Below are 24028 nucleotides of genomic sequence, written 5' to 3' on the forward strand. Positions count from 1 at the left end.
TAAATTAAAATTTAATCGATACTAGACAGCGTTATACATATACCGTATAACGCTGTTTTCGTTTTACTCAGGTGACACAGACTGTGAAACTCATACTCGCTCCAATGGAAGGTTTAACTGACCCGATCATGCGGGATACACTCACATCTGTTGGTGATTTCGACTGGTGTGTGACCGAGTTTATTCGCGTTACAGACAGTATTTTGCCAGACCATATTTACTATAGTTTTTGCCCAGAATTAAAAAATGACGGTAAAACAGCAGCTGGTACACCTGTTCATGTTCAGTTCTTAGGGAACAACCCAGATATGCTGGCAGCAAATGCAGCAAAAGTTGTTGAATTAGGTGCACCCGCAATCGACCTTAATTTCGGTTGTCCTGCAAAAACAGTTAATCGACATCGTGGTGGTTCAGTACTTCTTGATGAACCAGATGTAGTACATCTGCTCATTAAAGCTGTTCGAGATGCAGTACCTGCGCACATCCCTGTTTCAGCAAAAATGCGTTTAGGTTATCTCGATGAAAACCACACCATGGAAAATGCTCATGCGGTTGAAGATGCCGGTGCAAGCTGGTTAACCGTACACGCTCGAACTAAAGCAGATGGCTATACGCCACCCGCTTATTGGGAAAAAATTCTGCCTATTAAAGAGGCTTTGAAAATTAATGTCATTGCTAACGGTGAAATTTGGACCAATGCTGATGCTAGGGCTTGCCAGCAACAATCTGGGTGTGAAGACCTCATGATTGGCCGTGGTGCGGTGACTACTCCAGATTTAACCCAATGTATTCGCCAAAATATGGATGAAGCACTATTTACTTGGGAACAACTCGTTGACTTACAAATTCGATTTTTAAACGGTCAGGCAAAAACAGAAATTGGAATGGTAGGTCGTTATAAGCAATGGCTAGGTATGATGACCAAAGCCTATCCACAAGCAAAAGAATTATGGGATCAAGTGAAACGTATTAAAGCTTTAGAGGAAATTGTTCAACAATTAGAACACACCAGATCAGACAATATTTAACTCGGTATAGCTATAAAAAAGAGGGCGATTATTTTCATAGTCGCCCTCTTGTATTTCAGGTTAAGCTATTATTCTTTTTTAAAAGCCGCTTACTTTCATTTTAAAGTCAGTTACAGAAACACCAGTGACACCAAAACTCCCCATTGAGCCATTAGGTAAATTATTAAACGTTGTTGTATTTTGGCTCCCTATATTTCCTAAAGTGACATTGTTAAGTGAAGCATCAAATTTACTAGATGCGCCTGTATTTCCAAAAGTTAATCCAGTTGAATCAACACCTGCATAAAAACCATCTAATACAAAACCGGTTGAGGTATTTGTTCCAGCAAATTTAAATCCAAATGTTGCACCTGTATTATCGGACACTAAAGTAATTGGACAACCCGCGGTAGCAGAACAAATAGATTGAATTGCCCCACCAAATTTAACCATGACGGACTGCGCAGCATGGCCAAGTTGAATATTTAAACGGGGTTTATTGGTTGATACAAAGTTAATATCCAGATTTCCACTAGAACGAATAATTTCTTTTACACCCGTATTCACTGTCGTTCCCGAACTAAAAATTGATTTGGGTGCATAGCTCGTTAGTGCGTAATCGGATGGACTAGATAAAGATGCGCTTGGAGCCAAATAAACTGAGAAAGGTAAAAGTCGAATACCGTTTACATCATTCCCCATCGATATAGCTAAATTTAAAAACGGATTCCCACCACCCGCGTCGGCATCGATTGCAATATTAAAAGAAGGATTACCAGATACGGCAGCTTTAATAAACTCTATACCAGGAACCGGATTAGTAGAGTTTCCGGCAATGACAAAACCAGCCTTACTGTTATAAGACGTTGAAGCAATACCATTAGTATCAATGAGCGCGACTTGATTAAATTTAACACTATCAGCTTGAATACCTAAGGTTAAACCATTTTGGCCCGTCGCTGCCGCAAGGCTTTGGTCATCCAAAGGCTGCATTGCAAAAACACTTGAACTACTGGCAAGTAGCAGCCAGAACCCTATATTCTTATTCTTCATGTCGCTCTAATCCTTAAGAGACAAACGTTTATTATTTGTTCAGACTATCAGAATAATATTCAACTACAAAGCAATTATCCCTATAACCCGACGAATGCAAATTCAATCACACTAAAATAAAATTTATATAAAAAAGCAGCGATTAACGCTGCTTACTTGAATTAGTTAAAGGCGCCATTTCTAGGCACAATACTAAAGCTACTATTTAAACGTCCACCAGTAATTGCAAGCTCACCTAAACGTGCTCCAGCCCCTGTTGAAGGCGGATAGAAATTAATATCTTTAACACGTAATGCGCCGTCAATACTCTTATCAGGGTTAAAATAAACCGCCGTATTTACGCCAACTTTACCTAAACCACTTGCTGTATCTTTACCCACAACCAAAGCAGTATTAAACGCTAGCTTTCCGGTAATATTATCAAAACCAATTGCAGAACCATCAATCGGATCACTAATTTGAACCGTATTTCCAGTTGCGGTCGCAGGCATTGTAAAATCGCCGAGTACAGTTAAAGCACTACCATCTGCAATTGAACTATTTGGCACAATCGATAAGTTAAGATCACCACCTAAGCGTAGTTTTAAACCAAATAAGACATCATTATTTTTGGCAAAATTATCAATAGGTGAAGTACAGGAACCTGTCGCTGGACAAGTTTTATATTTAGCTCCCGGTAAATAACCTGCTGCAATTTCTGTTGATAAAGCAAGTAGCATCTCTTTTAAACTAATATTGAGACTGCCATTTTCCAAACCGATACTTCCATTGCCTTTAACGAACATATCGATATTACGTAATCCCATGTAATAATCAGTAGGACTACCGCCATTATTAGCATTTGGAGAACCATCAATTAATAAAATTGAGGTTGTTTTGGTTCCAGTCGCATCACGTCCCGTAGTTCCAGCAGCAATACCGATACCTAAACGTGAAGTCGTTCCAGAGGTCGCCACAACATTTCGAACAGGCTTACCATTTGCATCTTTGGTATAGTAATAAGCACTATTTGCAGGTGCATCTAAACCATATACAGCAGCATTAGCATTTAAGTTATAAAAAGGTAAGGCTAAGCCCCACTGGTTATTTGCACCATTGTCCGCAAACTGATTGGCAGCCGCGACATTTGCACTTGTCGTAAAACGACCGCGTCTTGAAAATGCCTGAAACTCTGCTCCACGCATCGCAAGAATTAAACTAAATGGATTAGTCACCGTATCACGGTGAATATTATGCTGATAATCAGCAGCTGTCGTTAAAGTGCCCGATCCTAAACGAATTGCATTTAAAGTCGCGTTGTTTGGCATTAATAATGTTTTTGTATCAGCGAGATTTAAATAAATATTTCCGCTGTCGAAATATCCGCGGGTAGCTGAGTTAAGACCTGTTAAATTACCAAATTCGAAACCATAAGCATTCAGACCTGCTCCACCTATTTCTAACGTGGTTGCTTTACCATCTGAACCTAGCATTGAGTCATTATCTTTAGTGAACTCACCTTTCATACGAAAGGCAATTCCAGAATTACCTAAAATGCTATTACTTGAACTGGTACCCGAAGCGGTATTTGCTGTACCTAATATTGTTGTATCTGACGTACCATCAATACCACGGACTTGTAAATAACTATTTACCATACGTCCGCTAGCACCTAAACGAATCAAACCTTTCGCATTTTGTGGACTATTGGTTGCATCTAAAGCATAAGGATTAGTTTTATCGACATTGGAACTTAGCATGACCTCAATATTCAGGCCTGAATTAGTTACTTTCCCACTGCTATCTACATATGTACCTGCGGTTAAACCAGAAGCTGAATCTGCTACACGGTTAAAATCAACATAGCCATAGGTACTATTCGGTGTTTGCCCTACGCTAGCGACATTAGTTCCAGTATTTGTCTGTAAAACTACGCCACGAGTTGGGTCAATCAACATTGCCCCTTTACCAACAAAATTAAAGTTAAAATTTCTTAAAATTAATTGATTCAACTGGCTGCGCGCATCCACTTGACCTAGATAAATATTGGCATTATTAATACCGAGCGTCATGCTGGACTGACTATTTGCGTTAAATAGACCGTCTTGGGTGGTAAGTGCCAAATTTAGTGGAGAAGTTGTTTGAATAGCCAACTGCCCCATTGTCGGTGAGCAAGTAGCAGAGTTATTACATACTTTAAAACTATTTACAGTAATGAGTGATGGACTGCTTTGCATAGAAAAGTCGAGTCCAGTTTTACCCGTAGTTGGATTGCTCCCTACATCTAACCGATAATTTGTACTTAAAGGTTGACTAGATGCATTACTTTTTTGAACTTTTATCCCGCCCGCTTGTGCTCTTAAGACCTGATCAGCACTGCTAGATGTACCGGCATGGTCATCCCAGTAAGCATTATCAATATTGATTTCATTGAACGTCGTTTGAATCGAAATTCCATCTTGTCCATTAACAGCACTCAAATCAGCATCTGTTAAAGCTTCTAAAGCAAAAACATGTCCGCTCACTAACAACATGCTGGTTGTTAATGCATTTAAAATAAACTTTGAGCTGTGATTTTCTTTATTTTTTTTCATCACTTCAGTTCCTTTGAAATCTACATTAACCCTTAACAACGAGGATGGCTGCCATCACAGCTAAAGACCATGACTTTTCCTTGAATAGCCAAGTTCCCATTCATCATCAAGCCCATAAAACCAGTTTCACGTCCATGGTCATATGCCGATGGTGTCGCTGTAGCAACTTGCTGGTTCGCACTATTAGCAGTCGCTGCATAAGTTGGCTTTTTGAAATATGCATAATCATACATATTTGCGCTCGACCCTTGCGCTGTTGTTGAGCTGGTAAAGTTATCTTGCTCAATTGATAAAGCATTAAAACCAAAGTTACGAATTAAAATTGGCTGTGCTGCACTAAAACTCAGTTGAATAGCAGGCTTAATCATTTCAGTATTGTTTTTATCCAAATACTTTAAATCAGCACCATCCAAACCCATTTTTTGAATATTTAAAGTACCTTGTACACCTTTAAATACAAGCCAAAGTTTATTGCCACTATCACTATTTTCAGCCCAACCACTTGGTTTCGACGGATCTGCCTGTACAAAACGTTTGTTAATTGCTAAACCAATATGACAGAACTCTACGTTTTCACAGACACCTCCACTACCGTTGTCAAATACACCGTTAGCCGTCTGGTTTAAATTGAGCATTAAAGATAAATCAGCACCTGCTTGGCCATTTATGGCCTGTAATGCATCATTATCTAAAGTTTGTAGCTCTGCATGAGTGACGGTTGCACAAAGAGCGAGGATTAAGGTACTTATTTTTTTCATATTACGCTCCTCCTCTTATAGGCCTTTAGTTGTTAATTTAAGGTGTTGAATTAATACACCATCAATGACAGCTGAACCTAAATTATTTATTGGGCTAGAATTTATAACAGGTGTTGGCGCCTGATTTAATGTTGGAAAAGTTGTACCTGTCATTCCATTATTAGCGCCAATTAAATTATTTACTTCGTTATTTGCTGCGGTTAACCAAACAGCTGACGAGTTTGCCCAAACACGGTTTGCTATTGAACCATACATAGGCGTAGTTCCAGAAGTGCTACTACAACCAATAGTTGTAGAGCAGGTAGCATCAGCAGGCTTTGTTGTTGGAGCTAAAATTGCCCAAGGTGTAGAACCATTGTTATATTCCCACTGATATAAATATCCTGTTGTACCAGCACCACAAATAAATAGAGTACAACTATAAGACTGAACCCACGTCTGAGTATTTACTCCACGTTGTTTATAATGCACTTCAGTCATCTGATTTGAAGAAGTTGTTCGTGAAACCGTCCCAGAATTTAACTTACCAAACGAAATACCCACTGCTCCTTCATCTGTTGAAGCTCTTAGAGTTTTTCCACCATCCTCACTAAAGGCAGTACCAATGGTAATACTACTGTGTGTCGCATTATAGCCTTGGTAATTTTTACCGCCTAAAGTTAGTTGGTTACCACATTGATAAACATTACAAGTTGAGCCTTTATAAGAAGTATCCGCACCGCTATAGTCCGTATAAATTTGTTTATAAATTTCTGGCTTATTCGCAATACGGGCAATTTCTAAACTAAAGTTTTTACCATCAGAACCTAAAATCAAAGGCTGATATAAAGTACCTAATACAAGATTAATATTTGGGTTATAAAGGTAAACACCCTCGTTAGCATCAAAAGTAGGTGCTACGCCACCATTAATTGCAGGTGTAATAAGATTTCCACTATCGCTCGTTTCACGTGTACTCAAACGTAAAACTCCAGCATTCGATAAACCTGAAGCATCCCACGTTTTTGTGGCGGTTTTACTATCTGTACGTGTACGTTTTTCTACATAATACCGACATCCCGCTGAGGTACCAAAACTTCCTGTTCCGCCATTATTACAATCACCTGTTGTGCTTGTACTTAATGTTGAATTGGCGCCTGCATGAATAAGAGTCCACGGAGAAGTAGTAGATCCCTCTGTTAGAGAACTCGTAGTAATAGCCTTAACATCCTTGCTGTCCCCGCTATTCAAACGTATAACTCCAGCAATCCCCAAAGTATTATTATAAAAAGGGCTCATGCCTCCACTAGTTGTGGCTCCACCTAAAGTTTGAAATACCTGTAAACGACTACCATTTAGACTAAAATTATTCCAAATCCCCTGTAGACGAAGACGATTTGCCCGTGTTGCATCAGTACTTGTACCAATTAAACCATTTGAGTCGCCATAATTAAATTGATCTGCTGCCCCATTTATTTTATTCGGATTTCGAACGAAGATATCGGACCATAGACCTAGCTTCAACTTATAAGCATCTATACCCGCCGTATCTTTTGTTCCAATCTCATATAAAGGCGCTTCCAAAGCTAGATAGGTTAATTGACAAGTAGGATCAGTCGCACCTGTACAGTTATTTGCACTAAAATTCGGCACTGAATTTTCAGTGGCAACTTTAAATATCCAAGGGTTAACAGCTGTACCCCAACTTGAAATTGCGGCAGCCGCATCAGTAGAAGCAATACGGGTGTTAGTATTATTATCAGATTTAGAAAGAGCTAAGCCATAAAGATAAATATCAGCTTTACCCACTGCACGGTCACCTGAATCAACCGAACCGTTTTTATTGGTGTCTGCCGAAGTCATACTTAATGGACCTACAGGCACATAATTGATATAACCCGTATCTTTAGTGCGGTCGGTTAAAATTTGGTTTGTAGTTTCATTCGCTCCAGCCCCACGAAATACCATATAAGTATTTTGAGGCAAAATAGCGATACCTTCACCAGTGGTTTCACTTAAACCTGCATCAGAAAGTTCTTCAAGAGCAAAACTTGGCTGGCTTATACAAAGCCCGATTAAACTTGCCAAAACGGTTTTTTGAAACCTTACCGTATAATTAAGTGTAGTCATCTTGACCTTCCTGTTTATACGATGCCGCGCACCATATTTATTTTTCTTTAACAATCCTTGATGCTAGGTGAATTTTTCCTTTTCCCCCTAGACTAGAAGGCAAATCTAAATAGATATTGCCAACCCTTCCACATTTCCATTATGCGCAATATTTGCACGAATGCAAAAAAAAGAGCTTAAAAACTTACTTTTCCGATGAATGCAAAATTTAAACTACATATTCATACTTAGCAGAACTTTAAACTTCCGTAGCAGTTTGGAGCAAAAGACTGATTAGCCAATTGTAAATTCTGTAATTCTAGTACTGCTGGTCTCGCGTTTGATAAATCCCTTGTCCCAACATTAAAATCACCACCAATACAATTTACAGCCAAGAAACCACAGTTTAATGGATTCTGGGTTAATTCTTTGCTCACCTCAGTAAGGGCATCTCTAATAGTATCTGTTTTAATAACGACACTATTAGTCGGGTCAATTCGACCAATATCTATTGGATTTGATAACTCTAGCCACCAACCACGCATTGCTGTTGATACTGTTCCAGGCCAACGTATATCCTGTCCCTGCATCGATAATGATAATGGACTACCACTCAAATTAATTTTATGGATATAACCTAAATTTTCTAACAACGGCACTGTTACAGGTAAATTATTAATGGTCCCGCGAAGATTACCATTTAACGTAATTCCCCCAAGGATATCAACATCAGCTGCCAATGTACCCGACAAGTCAATCCCATTGACTATAGCAGAGGCTAATAAATTTACACTGCTCATCCGTTGTCCGGATACGATTGATTGTGGTAATGATAACTGTGCTTTTTGTGTAGGAGACAGTGTTATATCATAAGATTTAGTCTGGAAATCAAGATTAAATCCTGCTCCCAATGCAATTTCACCTCTAGCTTTACCTGTAATTGCCTGATTAACACCACAACCCGCAGGAGATGGATAGACGCCACAAGCAGGACTACCTGTTTGGGTAATGCGTGCAGCCTCAACAGTCGCCGCACCAACTTGGGGTGCTACTACCATATAACCACTTAAACTATTAATACCATTTGGTGTAGCTGAGTTTTCTGAACCAATAGTTAAAAGCCCCTCAACTGCTTCAGCACTCAAGCGAATACCAGCTACTTCACGAGTTGATGCACTATTTGGGTTTTTTATTGCCAATTCGAAAAAAGGATTTGTCAGTTTAGCATCGCTTGCCACCCGGCCCTCGCGTGTATCTGCTATACCACTTAAACTAACATTATCAAAATCAATATCACAGCCGCCTGCACCATTTACCCCACCACAACCTAACTGTAGTTTACGAACATTGGCATTAATTTCTAACTCGGCCTCTAAACCTAATTTATAAAATCCTACATTACTATTGCTATCACGCAATTTTTCCAGATTTGCAGAATCATTAGGTGCAATATAAGACATACTCATCAAGGCTTGGCCCCGAGTTGCTGATAGTTCCGAATCTGACATAGGAACTAATGTCGAAGCAGCATAAGCTGAAGAAAAGCATAAGCTTCCGAGTGTTAAGAGTGCTACTCGAAGAGACGTAAACTGTCGCATGGCCGACCTCCGTATCCGTGGGGGCATAATCCTGTTTAATTTCTTTTTATTTGGCCTATCTACATTTGATTATGTATTTAACTAAACATTATCAAAGAGAGCCTATATCTACTCTATTTGCTTTTAAATTCTGTGATACAGAGCAAAAAACAAATCAATCATTGATCATTTTATATCATTTTTTACAAAAGAAAACTGTCGTTTATCATAATTCCGATAAACGCTTCTCGTAAAAATTTTATATATAAAATTGGGCCACCTCAGTGACCCATCATTATTAAAACTATTATTCAGCTAAGAAAATTATGTTTTAGGAAGAGTAACACCTGTTTGGCCTTGGTATTTACCACCACGGTCTTTATAAGAGGTTTCACATACTTCATCACTTTCAAAGAATAGCATTTGCGCTACGCCTTCCCCTGCATAAATACGTGCAGGTAAATTAGTCGTATTTGAGAATTCTAAAGTAACGTGACCTTCCCATTCAGGTTCTAAGGGAGTCACATTTACAATAATACCGCAGCGAGCATAGGTCGACTTGCCTAAACAAACGGTCAACACATTGCGAGGAATACGGAAATATTCAATTGTACGCGCTAGAGCAAATGAGTTTGGTGGAATAATACAAACGTCAGATTCAATATCGATAAAACTTTTGTCATCAAAATTCTTTGGATCAACAATTGCAGAATGTACGTTTGTAAAAACCTTAAATTCACGGGCACAGCGTACATCATAACCATAGCTAGAGACCCCGTAGGAAATCAACTTTTCACCATTTTCATCAAAACGGACTTGATTCTCTGCATAAGGTTCAATCATGCCGTGTTTTTCGCTCATCTCGCGAATCCAACGATCAGACTTAATAGCCATGTATTTTCTATCCAAAAGGTAATTTCATTGATTGCGACGTACTTTAACGTAAAAAAGCAATTATGAAAACAACGCTTGAGCTACTCTTCTCGATAAGAATAGCTCAGCTGTACATTTAAAGGTTCAGTAAAGCAGAATAACTAATTGGAATTGAAAAGCTGACCAAAACAAGAGAGGCCGTTCTTTGTAAATTAGTTTGATTTAACCAACCCACTTTCTTAGATGCTAAAACCGATCCCAAGAAGATCCAGAACAATGCAATTGGGGTAATAAGTGCTAAATAAGCCATCATATGAATTAAATAAATATGAAAATTACTCCATGCAGCTACCGGAAAAATAGCTGAAGCAAAGAGTAAGGCTTTGGGATTTAATAAAGTTGCACAGAATAATTCACGAGCACGAATCGTAGGCTGATTTAATTCAACTTCTTGATTTGCCGTATGCCATAACTTAATGGCTAAGAAAATAATATAACAAGCACTCAATAGCTTTAGAATAGGCGGCAGCATTGGTAGTGTGCTAGACACTTTTCCAATCAACATTCCCCATGCAGAAATAGAGATCACGTAACCCAAAACTTCTGCTGGAATAAGTTTTACTGACTTCCTTAAACCCACTTGCACGCCCGAAGAAGCGAGTAGTGTATTGGTTGGACCAGGAGTAAGTAAAATTGTGGCTACTAAGCCAATAAAAAGCCATGAAATCATTGAATGACCTCACAATATAGTCATCTCAGATTAATAGATATCCTGTTACAAGGCAAAAGGTAATTGTAAGACAAAATTTTTAAAATTATTTTTATCATCTCAATAAAATTTATAAAAACAAATATTTATAAAATTATTTCAAAAAGTAAAGAAGAAAACTTTACGGTCAGTTGTGATGCTTTTCAAATAGATTACGCATTAAGTAACATAAGTATTTTTATTTTAAGTCTATTTTTCCATCAAAAGTCTTTATAATAAAAAATATATAGTAATGGTAAGTTTAAATTTTAAGCTTTTAATAAGTTTCAATTCTTATATTATTTCTGATTTTTTATATAGAGCACCGCGCTCTACTACCTTAATGATTATGGCAAAGCACTTTTTTCAATCTTGGCTTCCCTCCCCCGAGAAAGTTTCGAATATGAAATTTCTAAGGATTTTTGGTCAAAAGACCCTTAATCCTGTGCTTTGGTATATCAATCGAAAATCGATTACCCGAGCTGTTTTTGTCGGAACTTTTTTTGGTTTACTCCCTATTCCTTTTCACAGTGTATTTATTGTGATGGCGGTCTTACTATTCGAAGTAAATTTACCCATTAGCTTAATGCTCGCTTGGTTAAGTAATCCTCTTACTCTAGTTCCGATTCTATATATTGGTTTTTGGTTTGGTGCGCATATTTTTCATGTGCATATGATCAACAAGGAAATGCTACTGGGTGTATTGCATCAAATTTCTCGCTGGATCACTCATTTCGGCCATGGTCATATTGATTTTAGTCTTGCGAAAATCTTGATGACAGGTCTAGTCGTAGAAGCTTTTGTATTTGCCGTTATTTTATATATATGCACAGAAATTTTCTGGCGTTGGATGGTCATAAAAAACTGGAAAAGTAGACATCGTCGTAAAAAGCAAGAAGAGGTTTTATAAAAACTCCTCTCTTCTTGCATAAGTTTAAATCATCATTTTGATAGTTTTGATTTCATATACTCTTCAGCCACATTAAGTACATACTCTTGGCAAGCCTCTCCCGTACCTGGGTCATAAGCTCCATTATTGGTAATATTATTAGATAAGATTCGAATACCGAGGAAAGGAACATTAAACTGGCTTGCGATTTGTGCAACAGAAGCTGCTTCCATTTCCTCAACAGAAGTGCCATAACGCTGATGGAAAAATTGAATACGGTCTAGCTCATTATTCCAAACATCTGCTGAACCAATCGTTCCTTCAACCACTTCGCCTTTATCATAACGAACTTTATGGGCCGCCATTAATAACTCTTGGTCACCTTCAAATTTGCGTATTGCAATAGGTTCTGGATCAGATTCATCTGTTGGCAAAACATCAAAAGCCTCATTCCATGTGAGTGAGTCTGAACCAGCACCTACTGGCTGTTTAGGCGTTCTAAATGCTCCAATATTGGTTGCATATTTTCCTAAAACAATATCGTAAACATGTAGATCTGGGTCGTGTCCACCTGCTGTTCCCTGATTAATAATCGCAATCGGTTTATAACGTTCAATAGCTAAAGCCGTCGCAGCAGCTGAGTTACTCATCCCCATACGGGTTTTAGATATAATCACTGGATATCCGTTATAGGTACCCTTCCAGAATTTCCACCCACCGATTTCTTCAACAGTCTTATTCTCCAATTTTGAAGCCATTCTTTCCGATTCTACTGGCAAAGCACCCTGAATAATGATCGGCTGTAATTTCTGTTTTTGTTCCTGAACGGTTGGTGTTTGTGAGACAGATGAGTTGTCATCATTACATCCCACTAAAAATAAAGCGCTACATAAACTGATTACGCCAAAAGCACATTTAAATTGCATTTTTCACCTGTTTCTTTGAAAAAGAAGCGTAAAGTAGCAATGTACATGCCAATTACAAGTTTAGCTTTGTTATTAGGTTTCAGTAATTTAAATTTTTCTTTTAATCAGATGATAAAAAACCCGACTTAAAGCCGGGTTTTAATAAATTAGAAAATACGCTTATCATCACGTGCACGCTGAGGAACTTTCTCAATCTGTTGCCACACCGCTTTAGCAATATCGATATAGCTATCAGCTGCGTCATCCATTACCACCACACTCGGTTTGCCCTGATCCGCATGTTCACGTATTTGAGCATTTAAAGGCAAACGGCCTAGCAATGGAATATGGTATTGCTCGGAAAGCTTATCACCACCACCGATACCAAAAATTTGCTCTTCATGCCCACAGTTTGAGCAAATATGAGTCGACATGTTCTCAACAACACCTAATACCGGAATGCCAACTTTATTAAATAACTCAATTCCTTTGGTCGCATCTAATAAAGCAACATTTTGTGGCGTAGTCACGATGATTGAGCCAGTCACTGGAATACGCTGTGCAAGCGTCAGTTGAATATCACCAGTACCCGGTGGCATATCAATCATGAGCACATCTAAATCTGGCCAAAGTGTTTGATTAAACAATTGCATTAGAGCACCGGTTGCCTTTGGTCCACGCCATGCAACAGGTGTGTTGTTATCGCCAGTGAGATGCCCAATAGAAAGTACAGCCATACCGTAAGCATCTAACGGTACAAAATTTTCACTTTCAATAAGTGGCGTTTTACCTGCATTGCCTAGCATTGTCGGAATACTTGGGCCATAAATATCAGCATCCAATACCCCAACTTTAAGTCCCATTTTTTGCAAGGCAAGTGCTAAATTGACAGTAGTTGTCGATTTACCAACACCGCCCTTTCCTGATGAAACTAAAATAACATTCTTAATGCGAGGGTGAAGTGGAACATCTCTCTGTTGCGGAGCAGCTTTTTGAATCGGTGGATTATTTGGATCAGGTTCTGATTTAGGTGAAGCATCAAGTACAGGAGGCAAGTTTGAACTTTCTTGTGCAGGACGCTTTTGTTGAACTACGTGTAAGTTAAGTTCTTCTATACCACACTTTTCTAATGCACCAGCTAAGTCATCATGGATTTGCTGCAAATGCTCTTTTTCATCAGGAAATGTATTAATAGTAAGTTGTAACACACGACCCTGAACTTGGAGCTGACTAATCCGATCTTTTAAAGCATCTTTTGAATGCGGTAATAAATAATTCTGGAGTACGGTTTGGATTTCATCTTCTTTCACTTCTTGTGCGGGTGAAAAAACGGACTTTAATGAAGAAAGCCAAGACATATTGTTTACTCCAAAAACAGATCATTACAGCTTAATGGAGATAGTGTAACAGTATTGCTCCGCACTCGCTCACCTTGGGATGAATAATTACTAACTTCACATCTCATCTTTTAGGTAAGGAGTACGGATTTTAGTTTAAATCAGCTTATTCAGCAGAATCATGATTCTTTAGCTTGTTTAATTTATCGGTTGCCGTTTTCTTTAACTCATCCAGTTTTGCCGTTGCTTGAGTTTTCAACTCATCCAATTTGGTAGCAGCTTCTTCCTTTAATTCCGCAGCTTTGGCTTTAGCATCGTCAAGTTTATGGGCTGCCTCTGTACGTAAATGATCAAACTTGTCTTGTAGAGTATGCTGAGCATCCTCAAGTTTGCCTTTCAAGTCGTTTGCTTTATCTTCAAGAGCCTCTTTACCAGAAGCTTGCTTCTCTTTTACATTTTCCTTTAAATCGTCCAAAGCTTTTTCACCTTGTACTTTTGCATCGGCTGCTTTTGCCTTTAATTGGTCTACTTTATCCTCAACTGCTTCTTTACCAGCAGCTTGCTTCTCTTTTACATTTTCTTTTAAATCATCCAAAGCTTTTTCACCTTGTACTTTTGCATCAGCCGCTTTTGCCTTTAATTCGTCTAATTTATTTTCAGTAGTCATCGTTGTTATCCTCATAGTTAATTAAAAAAATTACTTGAATAAGTTATTAGTTATACATCGTTATGGCTTATTTTCTGACCGTAACTGCAATTTGAAACAAAGACAATACAGGAAGATTCAAATATTTTTTGATTTGTTTATCTGTTCTAAAGAGAAACATTTCTGAGCAAAAATCTATTTTAGTCGAAACCTCTTACGCCAAGCCCAAGATTATTAATCTTTGCTTATCTCCGTGCATCAGTTAAAATCTTCCACCTTATAAATACGAATGAGAGAATGAAATCCGTGCGTAAAATTTTAGTCACTAATGCCCTCCCTTATGCTAATGGTCCAATTCATATGGGTCATTTACTCGGTTACATCCAGGCAGATATCTGGGTTCGTGCCATGCGAGCAATGGGTCATGATGTGACTTATGTATGTGCGGATGATGCTCACGGTACTGCCATCATGCTACGTGCCGAAGCAAATGGTATTAGCCCAGAAGAACAAATTGCGAATGTTCAAAAAGAACACATTCGTGATTTTGACGGTTTTGGCGTACATTTCGATCATTACGATTCTACACATAGCGATGCCAACAAAGCACGTTCAACAGATATCTATATTAAGAACCGTGAAGCTGGAAATATTGCAGTTCGTCCTGTAACTCAATTATTTGACCCAGAAAAAGGTATGTTCTTATCTGACCGTTTCATTAAGGGTACGTGCCCAAAATGTAAGTCAGAAGATCAATACGGCGACTCATGTGAAGTCTGCGGTACAACTTATAATGCGACCGAGTTACTTAACCCTCGTTCGACTTTAAGTGGTGCAACACCAGTTGAAAAATCATCAGATCACTACTTCTTTAAACTTCCTAACTTCGCTGAATATTTGCAGAAATGGACCCGTGATGAAGGACGCTTACCAGTTTCGATTGCAAACAAACTTGATGAATGGTTTGAAGCCGGTTTAGCAGACTGGGATATTTCCCGTGATGCTCCTTATTTTGGTTTTGAAATTCCAGATGCACCGAATAAATATTTCTATGTTTGGGTAGATGCCCCAATCGGTTATATGTCTAGTTTTGAAAACTACATCAAAACTAAACGCCCAGATTTAAACTTTGATGATTTCTGGAAAAAAGATAGCCAAAACGATGTTTATCACTTTATTGGTAAAGACATTGTTTATTTCCATGCTTTATTCTGGCCTGCAATGCTTGAAGGCGCGAACTACCGCACTCCAACTGGCTTGTTTGTAAACGGTTTCTTGACTGTAAATGGCCAAAAAATGTCTAAGTCACGCGGTACTTTCATTAAGGCTGAGACTTACTTACAGCATTTAAACCCAGAATATTTACGCTATTACTTTGCTTCTAAGCTTTCAGATAAAGTTGAAGACTCTGACTTGAACCTTGATGATTTTGTTCAAAAAGTAAATTCAGACTTAGTGGGTAAAGTTGTCAATATTGCTAGCCGCTGTGCGAAGTTCATCAATAGCAACTTTAACAATACTTTATCTGCTGACTGTGCAGAATCCGACTTAGTACAAAGTTTTATTGATGCAGGTGATTCAATTGCGGCTGCTTATGAAGCACGTGAATTCTCTACAGCTATTCGTGAAATTATGGCGCTAGCTGACCGTGCAAACCAATATATTGACGAGAAAAAGCCTTGGGCACTTGCTAAACAAGAAGGTCAAGAACAACAAGTTCTTGATGTATGTTCGGTTGGTATCAACTTATTCCGTCAATTAGCTGTGTACTTAGCTCCAGTTCTGCCAACTTTAGCTCAGCAAGTTCAAGATTTCTTAAAACTTGAAAGCTTCGATTTCGAGTCACGTAAACAAGTACTTTTAAGCCATGAAATTGCGCAGTTCCAACCTCTTATGCAGCGTGTTGATCCAAAAGCTGTTGCAGCTATGGTTGATGCTTCTAAAGAGTCTTTAGGTACTCCTGCTCCACAAGCAACTAAAGCAGCGAAAAAAGAGAAATCTGCCGAGAAAAAAGCAGCCCCTACTCCAGCAGTGGGTGAAGCTGAAATTATCGGTATTGAAGACTTCTTAAAAGTTGACTTACGTGTTGCTCAGGTTGTTGAAGCAGGTACAGTTGAAGGTTCAGATAAGTTACTTCAACTTACTTTAGACGTTGGTGAAGCTGAACCACGCAATGTATTCAGCGGTATCCGTAGTCAATACGCACCAGAAGACCTCAAAGGCAAATTAGTGGTGATGGTTGCTAACCTCGCACCACGTAAAATGCGTTTTGGTATTTCAAACGGTATGGTACTTGCTGCTGGAAATGGTGAAGGTATTTTCATTATTTCTCCAGATAGCGGTGCAAAACCTGGCGATAAAGTTTCTTAATCTAGATTCATAAAAAAGCTCCCTAAATTGGGAGCTTTTTTATTTTAAATATCTAAGTTTTAAACAAGCATGAATAAACAATTTTAAATTACGACCATGGCCACCCTTCACAAGGATTATTAAACAAAACATGTATGTTTCCTAATTCCTCATTTATTAAATAACTATTCTTATTTTCATCCAAATAATTAAATAGCTCTGTTTGCTTGTTTTCACCTTGAAAGCGTTTATCGCTCGGCCAGTTGTACGGATAGAAATCCTCAACCCTTTGAAATTCTTTTAGGATATACATACCGCCATGATTTACATCGTATTTTTCCTAAAAAAACTCCCAATCTAAAGAGGCAGGTTCGCAAGCACTTACCACATTAAAAATGCAATAAATGATATACCCTACCAATAACTTAATAATTGGATTGCTCACGATTATTGGCTTGTAAGTCGGAAATCTTATAGTCTTTTTCGTGCACAGGTGTACCAACAATACTCATGCTCCGTTCATTTGCTGGTTGCTGCTTGCTCATCGTTCTCATTTCACATCCTGTAGTTAAGATGAGAAAAACTACAGAAATGCTCACCATTAGTTTTTTCATAACGTGATCCTCATTTCTTTTTGTTTTATTTATTAAGTTACCACTTTTTAAACGTTTAAATGCCGAAAAAGATATTTTAATTTGTATATATTTTACGCAAAAATAAAGCCAGACTTTAATGGTCTGGCTTTTTATCTTTTAGATATTTTAATTAAACTTTATTTACTTGAAAAAGATAAGCTTTAAACCTAGTAGAGTAACAATACTCCCAGCAACTCGATCAACGCCGGTTTTTGCTTTCAAATACATTTTTCTAGGTTTTTCTGAAGATAACAGCATTGCCACACATGAGTACCAACCAGCATCAATCATAAAACAAATCACTGGTAATGCGACGTAGTAATAATTTGGGATTTCTTTTGGCAACAAGGCAGTAAATACACTGGCTAATACAACAGCGATTTTTGGATTACTTAACTGGGTAATTAAGCCATATCGATATGCTTGTTTATAAGTCATTTTCGATTTACCGTCGTTTTCCATCGCAATAGGTTCTTTGGCATGTTTAATAATTTTAAAAGCTAGCCAAAGCAAATAAAGTCCACCACCAATTTTTAAAATTAAATAAGCAGAAGGTACCGCCAACAAAACTGCTTGTAATCCCATAACGGCTAATAGACCAAAAAGAGCTGCGCCAGTCCCCGTTCCTAATGCTGTAAACAAACCGTGTTTACGTGATTTAGAAATTGAATTTTGCGCTACATAAATAAAGCTTGGCCCAGGGCTTATTGCTCCAAGCATCAATGCCATAGCAATTGAAAAAAGAGGAATAAGGGACTCAAACATTGTATTGACCTAGCATCATGCAATTGCGCGCTATTCTAACAGCTTTTTATGACGCATATAAAAATAGCGAAGATATAAATGATGAAAATTGAATTTTCATGTTTTTACAATTTATATCTTCACAACGGACAAAAATGTCCGTTAAATATATAACCTTTAAAACTCTCCAACCAATGACATGAGTAAACGTCAAAAAATTGCTGCCCAGAATCGGGATGAATTACTCAATGCAGCCGAAGAATGCTTTCGTATTCATGGTATTAACGTGCCTTTACAGGTTGTAATTGATCATGCTGGTGTCGGCAGAGCAACGTTCTATCGTAACTTTAGTGATCGCAAAGCTTTAATTACCGCTCTTTTAGAACGTGCGATTACACAGCTAGAGCAAAAAGCAGCTTATTTTCAACAATTCGAGGATGGTTTATTTCGTTTAATTGAAGGACATATTGGACAACTTCCTAAGCTTGCAATTTTGCAAGATTTTTGGAGAGTGATTGATCGACAAGATCCAATTATGTTAAAAATTTATGAACGGCGGAATAATGCACTTAACCCACTGATTGAAAATGCGATAGAACAAAAATTGTGCCGAGCTGATCTAACTGCTGATGACTATGCAATGGTCACTGCAATGTTGGGTTCTTCATTTCAAGGACATGAAACAGAAGAACAGACTCGCTTAGCAAAACGAGCAATTGAATTACTGTTTCAAGGTATTCAAATACAAAAAATTCGAGGGATAGAATGAGTAAAACGCCTCGTTATTTAGAAACACCACCCGACTGGACGCCAGAAGAACAACCGACTTTACCAGGTTCACCGGCAGCTATTGCACATTCTGTACCTAAACGGTTTATTTATTTTTTTATCGGTTTATTTGTCGCTCTTTCAGCAAGCTTAAGTAATGGTTTTATTACGGCAAATTTACCTTTAATTCAAGGTGAGTATGGACTGACGCCTTCCGAGGCTGCTTGGCTACCTGCGGCCTATGTTATGGCAAACGTTAGCTCAAACCTAATTTTATTTAAAGCCAGACAACAGTATGGACTGAGAGTATTTTCAGAAATAGGACTCGTGATTTTTATTGCAGTTCTGGTCTTGCATATTTTTGTGCATACCTATGAAATGGCGCTATTTGCTCGGGTTGTGGCCGGTTTAGCTGGCGCGCCACTGAGCTCATTAGGCATGTATTACACCATGCAAGCTTTTAAAAAAGCAGACATGGCAAAAGGAATATATATCGCCTTCGGCTTTCAGCAACTCGGCGTACCATTGGCTTGGATTATTTCTCCATTTCTTGTAAATACAGACAGTTGGTCTGTTCTATATACATTTGAGCTCGGCTTAGCACTTTGTTGTTTAGCCATGGTTGTTTCATTGAAGTTACCACGTAGCTTACGAATTTATGTTTTTGAGAAGCAAGATTTTTTCACCTTTGCTTTACTCGCTCCCGGCTTTGCTTGTTTATGTATTGTGCTCACACAAGGTCCAATTTTATGGTGGTTTAATAGCCAGTGGCTTGCTTATGTATTAATTGCAGGTTTTAGCTTAGTTGTTCTTGGGTTGCTCTATGAACACTATCGCGCCAATCCATTAATTATGACACGCTGGTTAGGTGCCGCTTCCACCCTACGTTTCATTTTTGGTGCCTTTGCCATTCGACTTTTAATGTCAGAACAAAGCTATGCAGCAGTTAACTTCTTAAAAACAATGGGGATGGGTCCAGACCAATTTGTTCCACTCTATGTTGTCATCTTGGTGGGGATTTTAAGTGGAACTCTTTTTAGTGCCCTGACTTTTTCACGCGAAAGAATTATCTTCCATTTACTTTTTGCAGAGTTTTTAATTTTAGTTGCCTGTGGACTAGATTATCACCTAACCAGTGATGTCCGACCTGTGAATTTCTTTGCAAGCCAATTTTTAGTCGGCTTTGCTGGTGGTCTATTTATTGGCCCATTACTGCTTATTGGCTTTGCACAGACACTTGCTAAAGGTCCATCTTATGTCGTCACCTTTATCGTATTATTTTCTGCAACCCAAACTTTCGGTGGTCTTGTCGGGTCTTCATTCTTTTCAACCTATCAACAACACCGCACGCAAAACTATCAAGCCGAGATTATTAAAGATTTAGAACAAGCAGACCCTCTAGTCGCTCAAAGACTCTCTACCTATCAACACAGTGCATCAGTTACTACGACTGACCCAGCATTACAAACAGCCCAATCCATGCGTTCACTTAATCAAGTGGTCACTCGTGAAGCCCAAGTGCGTGCCTACAATGATGTAATTGCATTAAACGGTATTTTTGCTGTCGCACTACTCTTGTGGGGTGGTTTTAATATTGCACGAAGTAAATATTTACAACGTAGAGGAATTAGCCGTCCTTAATGGCTTTCATTATTGATGAAATAGAAATTGAGATTGATATATGTCAGATGATCAAAACAAACTGGAACAAACCCCTGCTCAGGCACCTGCCAACGAGCCAACACCTGCACCTGCACCTGCAAGTAAACTAATTCCGACAAAACGCTCAACTTTATTATGGATGTTAGGTGTTCTTATTGTCGGTATTTTAGTGATTTTATGGGCATGGAGAATCGGACCTTTTGCAACGAGTGTTCAGCAAACTGACAATAGTTATGTAAAAGGTAAGACAACGATTTTATCGTCACAAATTAATGGCTACGTAAAGGATGTAGTTGTTAAGGACTTTGACCATGTCAAAAAGGGTCAAGTGCTCATGCATATCGATGCCACTACTTACGACCAAAAAGTAGCGCAAGCGGCCTCAGGGGTTGAACAAGCTAAAAATACTTTAGCCAATCAAACCCAGTCCATTGCTCAAAAACAAGCTGATATTGTGGCTGCACAAGCCAAAGTTGAACAAGTTAGAGCTCAATATGATCTCTCTTTAGCCCAACTTAGACGCTATCAACAGTTAGGAAATAGCGGAGCAGCCTCTAAATCTGAACAAGATAAAGCTGCAGCAGATGCTGAAAATAACCTTGCAGCACTTAAACAGGCAGAGGCTAATGTTTTAGTTGCGAAAGAAGCGCTTAAAACGGCACAAGTCGCAGAAGCAGGTTTAGAAGCACAAGTTTCCAGCGCTAAAGCACAATTAGATCAGGCACAAACTACCAAAGACTACAGTGTCATTGTTGCTCCAATGGATGGACAACTTGGTGAGGTGAACCCTCGTGTTGGGCAATATGTAGCAGCAGGCTCCCAATTACTCTACCTCATCCCACAGCAAACTTGGGTAATCGCTAACTTCAAAGAGACCCAAATTGCTAATATGCGAATTGGTCAAAAAGCATGGTTCACAGTCGACGCCATGAAACATAAAAAATTTACAGGGCATGTTGAACAAATCTCACCTGCCGCGGGTTCTGAGTTCAGTGTATTAAAGCCTGATAATGCAACAGGAAACTTTACCAAAGTGGTTCAACGAATTGCGGTACGTATTACCATTGATCCAAATCAGGAAGGAATGGAACATTTACGCCCTGGCATGTCAGTGGTTACTTCTGTCGATACAAGTTCGTAAACAGCTTTTTAAAGCTCTATTTAAAAAGCTACAATGTGATCAATCATTATTTTTCTCAATTTCTAATGTTTGATCACATTGCCCAGCCTATCTCCTGCCAACACATTGAACTCCCCTCATCTGTTTATCTCGACATTAAGCGATTAGATTTAGTTCATCCTCAAATTTCGGGTAATAAGTTTTTCAAATTGAAATACAATTTGCTTGCTGCAAAACAACAAAATTTATCAAGTATTTTGACTTTTGGTGGGGCTTATTCCAATCATATTGCCGCAACTGCCTATGCAGCTCATCTTTTTGGTTTAAAAAGTATAGGCATTATTCGTGGAGAAGAGTTAGCTGACAAACCTCTTAATCCAACCTTAGCAAGAGTCCAAAGCTTAGGAATGCAGCTACATTTTGTCTCACGCCATGAATATCGATTACGAAATGATGCCAACTATCTTCAACAGTTACACCATCAATTTCCTGAAACTTTCATTATTCCTGAAGGTGGTACTAATGAACTGGCAGTTCAAGGTTGTCAGGAAATTCTCAGTCAAAGCGATTTAGAGCAATATGATGTAATTTGCTGTGCAGTGGGAACTGGCGGAACGATTTCAGGGCTCATTGAGCGAAGTGCATCGCATCAAAAGGTTTTAGGATTTTCGGCTTTAAAAGGTGATTTTTTACAACAAGAAATTCGGCAGTGGACCAAAAAACAAAATTGGTCGCTCACCGATGCATACTGCTGTGGCGGATATGCAAAAACCTCACCCGAGCTATTGGCATTTATAGAAAATTTTGAAGAGCAACATGCCGTACCACTTGAACCGATCTATACGGGAAAGATGATGTTTGGTCTGTTTGATCTTATAAAAAATAATTACTTTGCTGAGGGAGCTCGCATTCTGGCAATCCATTCTGGTGGTTTACAGGCAGATATAAGAAATAAATCACATCAATAACTTACTTATGTTCAGGTCGTATTATTCCCCATAGCAGTAAATGTCTTTAGCATGACTAAGGCTCGGCATGATAGTATATGCCCCTTTTAAATTTTCACGATTAATCGAGAATCTCTTATGTCTAACAGTCATGTCGATGTCATTGTCTTAGGTGCAGGTGCTTCTGGACTCATGTTGGCTGCACATGCTGCTAAACGAGGGCGCTCGGTTTTAATTTTAGAAAAAGCCAATAAAATTGGTAAAAAGATTTTAATGTCAGGCGGCGGTAAGTGTAACTTTACTAACTTGTATGTAGAGCCTGACAACTATATTTCTCATAATCCACACTTTGTTATTTCTGCCCTATCACGCTATAGCAACTGGGACTTTATTGGTTTGGTATGTGATTATAAAATTGCTTATGAAGAACGAAAACACGGACAGTTATTCACGCTAAATGGCGCTAAAGAAATTTTAGAAATGCTGGTGAGTGAATGCAATAAAACCAACAATGTTGATATTCAAACCCAATGCGAAGCTGTCCAGATTGACCCATTAGAACAAGGCGGCTTTACTGTACACACAAACCAAGGTCGGTTTAGTTGCGAGTCATTAGTGGTGGCTACAGGCGGCTTATCTATTCCGACTCTCGGGGGATCTGGGTTTGGCTATGAACTGGCACAAAAGTTTGGACATCAGGTTTACCCAACTCGTGCAGGTTTAGTTCCATTTACTTTTTCAGATCATATTAAAGAGGTCACTACACGTCTAAGTGGTAATGCTTTAGATGTGACCCTCAGTAACTCGAAAAATAGCTTTACTGAAGCATTATTATTTACGCATCGTGGTTTAAGTGGACCAAGTTCTTTGCAGCTTTCAAACTATTGGAACTCGGGAGAAAGCTTCAAAATTGACTTTTTCCCAAGCCAAGATTTAGCAACTTATTTAAAAGATAAAAAGAAAGCGCAACCCAAAGTTCTATTACGTACCCTTCTTAGCGAGTTTACCGCGAAAAGTATTGTCCAAGAGTTACAGCAACTCATCTGGAGCGAGCAGAGTGAAACAGCGATTGGTAATATCAGTGATGCACTGTTAGATCATATTGCCGAGCAACTACATGGTTTTACTGTCAAACCATCAGGTACAGAAGGATATCGTACTGCCGAAGTTACTTTAGGTGGAGTGGATACAACTGAAGTATCTTCCAAAACCATGGAAAGTAAAAAGCAAAAAGGGCTGTTTTTTATTGGCGAAGTACTTGATGTGACTGGCCACTTAGGAGGTTATAACTTCCAATGGGCTTGGTCTTCCGCTTATGCAGCAGCACAATATGTTTAAATGACAAAGAA

General features: G+C 38.6%; 20 protein-coding genes and 1 pseudogene. 8 read left to right on the top strand and 13 right to left on the bottom strand.

What is annotated here, in order from left to right; genetic code table 11:
- Positions 1 to 83: 83 nt before the first annotated feature.
- Entirely contained in the window at positions 84 to 1028 is a 945-nt protein-coding gene (locus KTI78_RS09695) for a tRNA dihydrouridine synthase (protein WP_016142066.1), read from the top strand.
- Positions 1029 to 1106: 78 nt separating this feature from the next.
- On the opposite strand, the gene KTI78_RS09700 is transcribed toward KTI78_RS09695, so the two are convergent.
- From KTI78_RS09700 to KTI78_RS09730, 7 genes are all read right to left on the bottom strand, one after another.
- On the bottom strand, positions 1107 to 2060 hold the full coding sequence (locus tag KTI78_RS09700; RefSeq protein ID WP_262445960.1) for a DUF6160 family protein: 954 nt from the start codon (positions 2058 to 2060) through the stop codon (positions 1107 to 1109).
- A gap of 161 nt (positions 2061 to 2221) precedes the next feature.
- Positions 2222 to 4633 (bottom strand): DUF6160 family protein, encoded by a 2412-nt coding sequence (locus KTI78_RS09705; RefSeq protein ID WP_262445962.1) that lies wholly within the window; start codon positions 4631 to 4633, stop codon positions 2222 to 2224.
- A 32-nt stretch (positions 4634 to 4665) separates the two neighbouring features.
- Positions 4666 to 5391 carry a DUF6160 family protein gene (locus tag KTI78_RS09710; RefSeq protein ID WP_262445964.1) on the bottom strand — a complete coding sequence of 242 codons (726 nt, stop codon included), beginning with the start codon at positions 5389 to 5391 and terminating at the stop codon, positions 4666 to 4668.
- A gap of 15 nt (positions 5392 to 5406) precedes the next feature.
- Positions 5407 to 7500: a hypothetical protein gene (locus tag KTI78_RS09715; protein ID WP_224993291.1), complete on the bottom strand. Its 2094-nt coding sequence runs from the start codon at positions 7498 to 7500 to the stop codon at positions 5407 to 5409.
- Positions 7501 to 7727: 227 nt separating this feature from the next.
- Positions 7728 to 9077 (bottom strand): hypothetical protein, encoded by a 1350-nt coding sequence (locus KTI78_RS09720; RefSeq protein WP_016142071.1) that lies wholly within the window; start codon positions 9075 to 9077, stop codon positions 7728 to 7730.
- Between the two features lie 303 nt (positions 9078 to 9380).
- Positions 9381 to 9950: a dCTP deaminase gene (dcd, locus tag KTI78_RS09725; protein WP_003653416.1), complete on the bottom strand. Its 570-nt coding sequence runs from the start codon at positions 9948 to 9950 to the stop codon at positions 9381 to 9383.
- Between the two features lie 115 nt (positions 9951 to 10065).
- A complete protein-coding gene (locus KTI78_RS09730; RefSeq protein WP_016142072.1) occupies positions 10066 to 10659 on the bottom strand; it encodes a LysE family translocator in 594 nt (197 codons plus the stop codon).
- Positions 10660 to 11020: 361 nt separating this feature from the next.
- On the opposite strand from KTI78_RS09730, the gene KTI78_RS09735 reads away from it, so the two are divergent.
- Positions 11021 to 11587: a DUF2062 domain-containing protein gene (locus tag KTI78_RS09735; protein WP_025470372.1), complete on the top strand. Its 567-nt coding sequence runs from the start codon at positions 11021 to 11023 to the stop codon at positions 11585 to 11587.
- Positions 11588 to 11619: 32 nt separating this feature from the next.
- On the opposite strand, the gene KTI78_RS09740 is transcribed toward KTI78_RS09735, so the two are convergent.
- The 3 genes from KTI78_RS09740 to KTI78_RS09750 all read right to left on the bottom strand — a co-directional run bounded on the left by KTI78_RS09740 (position 11620) and on the right by KTI78_RS09750 (position 14475).
- Positions 11620 to 12492, bottom strand: coding sequence for a 5'-methylthioadenosine/S-adenosylhomocysteine nucleosidase (locus tag KTI78_RS09740; RefSeq protein ID WP_016142074.1), 873 nt, complete (start codon positions 12490 to 12492; stop codon positions 11620 to 11622).
- Between the two features lie 146 nt (positions 12493 to 12638).
- Positions 12639 to 13829 carry an iron-sulfur cluster carrier protein ApbC gene (gene apbC / locus KTI78_RS09745; RefSeq protein ID WP_262445969.1) on the bottom strand — a complete coding sequence of 397 codons (1191 nt, stop codon included), beginning with the start codon at positions 13827 to 13829 and terminating at the stop codon, positions 12639 to 12641.
- A gap of 145 nt (positions 13830 to 13974) precedes the next feature.
- Positions 13975 to 14475, bottom strand: coding sequence for a hypothetical protein (locus tag KTI78_RS09750; protein ID WP_239967472.1), 501 nt, complete (start codon positions 14473 to 14475; stop codon positions 13975 to 13977).
- Between the two features lie 285 nt (positions 14476 to 14760).
- Here KTI78_RS09750 and metG point away from each other — a divergent pair, with 285 nt between their 5' ends.
- Positions 14761 to 16824 carry a methionine--tRNA ligase gene (metG, locus tag KTI78_RS09755; protein WP_262446041.1) on the top strand — a complete coding sequence of 688 codons (2064 nt, stop codon included), beginning with the start codon at positions 14761 to 14763 and terminating at the stop codon, positions 16822 to 16824.
- 88 nt (positions 16825 to 16912) lie between these two features.
- Here the strand turns inward: metG and KTI78_RS09760 are convergent.
- From KTI78_RS09760 to KTI78_RS09770, 3 genes and pseudogenes are all read right to left on the bottom strand, one after another.
- Positions 16913 to 17248: pseudogene (locus KTI78_RS09760) on the bottom strand (calcium-binding protein).
- Entirely contained in the window at positions 17229 to 17417 is a 189-nt protein-coding gene (locus tag KTI78_RS09765; protein ID WP_262445972.1) for an NF038215 family lipoprotein, read from the bottom strand. Before KTI78_RS09765 ends, KTI78_RS09760 begins: the two are co-directional and overlap by 20 nt.
- A gap of 162 nt (positions 17418 to 17579) precedes the next feature.
- Positions 17580 to 18203, bottom strand: a complete 624-nt coding sequence (locus tag KTI78_RS09770; protein ID WP_002120398.1) for a LysE family translocator — start codon at positions 18201 to 18203, stop codon at positions 17580 to 17582.
- Positions 18204 to 18381: 178 nt separating this feature from the next.
- Here KTI78_RS09770 and KTI78_RS09775 point away from each other — a divergent pair, with 178 nt between their 5' ends.
- The 5 genes from KTI78_RS09775 (at position 18382) to KTI78_RS09795 (ending at position 24017) form a co-directional block, all read left to right on the top strand.
- On the top strand, positions 18382 to 18951 hold the full coding sequence (locus KTI78_RS09775; RefSeq protein ID WP_262445974.1) for a TetR/AcrR family transcriptional regulator: 570 nt from the start codon (positions 18382 to 18384) through the stop codon (positions 18949 to 18951).
- On the top strand, positions 18948 to 20591 hold the full coding sequence (locus KTI78_RS09780) for an MFS transporter (protein ID WP_016142081.1): 1644 nt from the start codon (positions 18948 to 18950) through the stop codon (positions 20589 to 20591). Before KTI78_RS09775 ends, KTI78_RS09780 begins: the two co-directional genes overlap by 4 nt.
- A gap of 40 nt (positions 20592 to 20631) precedes the next feature.
- Positions 20632 to 21753 carry an HlyD family secretion protein gene (locus KTI78_RS09785; RefSeq protein WP_262445975.1) on the top strand — a complete coding sequence of 374 codons (1122 nt, stop codon included), beginning with the start codon at positions 20632 to 20634 and terminating at the stop codon, positions 21751 to 21753.
- 65 nt (positions 21754 to 21818) lie between these two features.
- On the top strand, positions 21819 to 22700 hold the full coding sequence (locus KTI78_RS09790; RefSeq protein ID WP_262445976.1) for a 1-aminocyclopropane-1-carboxylate deaminase/D-cysteine desulfhydrase: 882 nt from the start codon (positions 21819 to 21821) through the stop codon (positions 22698 to 22700).
- A gap of 117 nt (positions 22701 to 22817) precedes the next feature.
- Complete coding sequence (locus tag KTI78_RS09795; protein ID WP_262445977.1) at positions 22818 to 24017, top strand: NAD(P)/FAD-dependent oxidoreductase; 1200 nt, start codon at positions 22818 to 22820, stop codon at positions 24015 to 24017.
- Positions 24018 to 24028 lie beyond the last annotated feature (11 nt).

Origin of the sequence: Acinetobacter sp. WU_MDCI_Abxe161 (genome assembly GCF_025514355.1) — a bacterium.
Taxonomy (GTDB): domain Bacteria; phylum Pseudomonadota; class Gammaproteobacteria; order Pseudomonadales; family Moraxellaceae; genus Acinetobacter; species Acinetobacter pittii_E.

Bases quoted from the DNA above. Each gene is read 5' to 3' on its own strand.
- KTI78_RS09700 (WP_262445960.1), bottom strand. From the start codon at position 2,060: ATGAAGAATAAGAATATAGGGTTCTGGCTGCTACTTGCCAGTAGTTCA.
- KTI78_RS09705 (WP_262445962.1), bottom strand. From the start codon at position 4,633: ATGAAAAAAAATAAAGAAAATCACAGCTCAAAGTTTATTTTAAATGCA.
- KTI78_RS09710 (WP_262445964.1), bottom strand. From the start codon at position 5,391: ATGAAAAAAATAAGTACCTTAATCCTCGCTCTTTGTGCAACCGTCACT.
- KTI78_RS09715 (WP_224993291.1), bottom strand. From the start codon at position 7,500: ATGACTACACTTAATTATACGGTAAGGTTTCAAAAAACCGTTTTGGCA.
- KTI78_RS09720 (WP_016142071.1), bottom strand. From the start codon at position 9,077: ATGCGACAGTTTACGTCTCTTCGAGTAGCACTCTTAACACTCGGAAGC.
- dcd (WP_003653416.1), bottom strand. From the start codon at position 9,950: ATGGCTATTAAGTCTGATCGTTGGATTCGCGAGATGAGCGAAAAACAC.
- KTI78_RS09730 (WP_016142072.1), bottom strand. From the start codon at position 10,659: ATGATTTCATGGCTTTTTATTGGCTTAGTAGCCACAATTTTACTTACT.
- KTI78_RS09735 (WP_025470372.1), top strand. From the start codon at position 11,021: ATGATTATGGCAAAGCACTTTTTTCAATCTTGGCTTCCCTCCCCCGAG.
- KTI78_RS09740 (WP_016142074.1), bottom strand. From the start codon at position 12,492: ATGCAATTTAAATGTGCTTTTGGCGTAATCAGTTTATGTAGCGCTTTA.
- apbC (WP_262445969.1), bottom strand. From the start codon at position 13,829: ATGTCTTGGCTTTCTTCATTAAAGTCCGTTTTTTCACCCGCACAAGAA.
- KTI78_RS09750 (WP_239967472.1), bottom strand. From the start codon at position 14,475: ATGACTACTGAAAATAAATTAGACGAATTAAAGGCAAAAGCGGCTGAT.
- KTI78_RS09765 (WP_262445972.1), bottom strand. From the start codon at position 17,417: ATGAAAAAACTAATGGTGAGCATTTCTGTAGTTTTTCTCATCTTAACT.
- KTI78_RS09770 (WP_002120398.1), bottom strand. From the start codon at position 18,203: ATGTTTGAGTCCCTTATTCCTCTTTTTTCAATTGCTATGGCATTGATG.
- KTI78_RS09775 (WP_262445974.1), top strand. From the start codon at position 18,382: ATGAGTAAACGTCAAAAAATTGCTGCCCAGAATCGGGATGAATTACTC.
- KTI78_RS09780 (WP_016142081.1), top strand. From the start codon at position 18,948: ATGAGTAAAACGCCTCGTTATTTAGAAACACCACCCGACTGGACGCCA.
- KTI78_RS09785 (WP_262445975.1), top strand. From the start codon at position 20,632: ATGTCAGATGATCAAAACAAACTGGAACAAACCCCTGCTCAGGCACCT.
- KTI78_RS09790 (WP_262445976.1), top strand. From the start codon at position 21,819: ATGTTTGATCACATTGCCCAGCCTATCTCCTGCCAACACATTGAACTC.
- KTI78_RS09795 (WP_262445977.1), top strand. From the start codon at position 22,818: ATGTCTAACAGTCATGTCGATGTCATTGTCTTAGGTGCAGGTGCTTCT.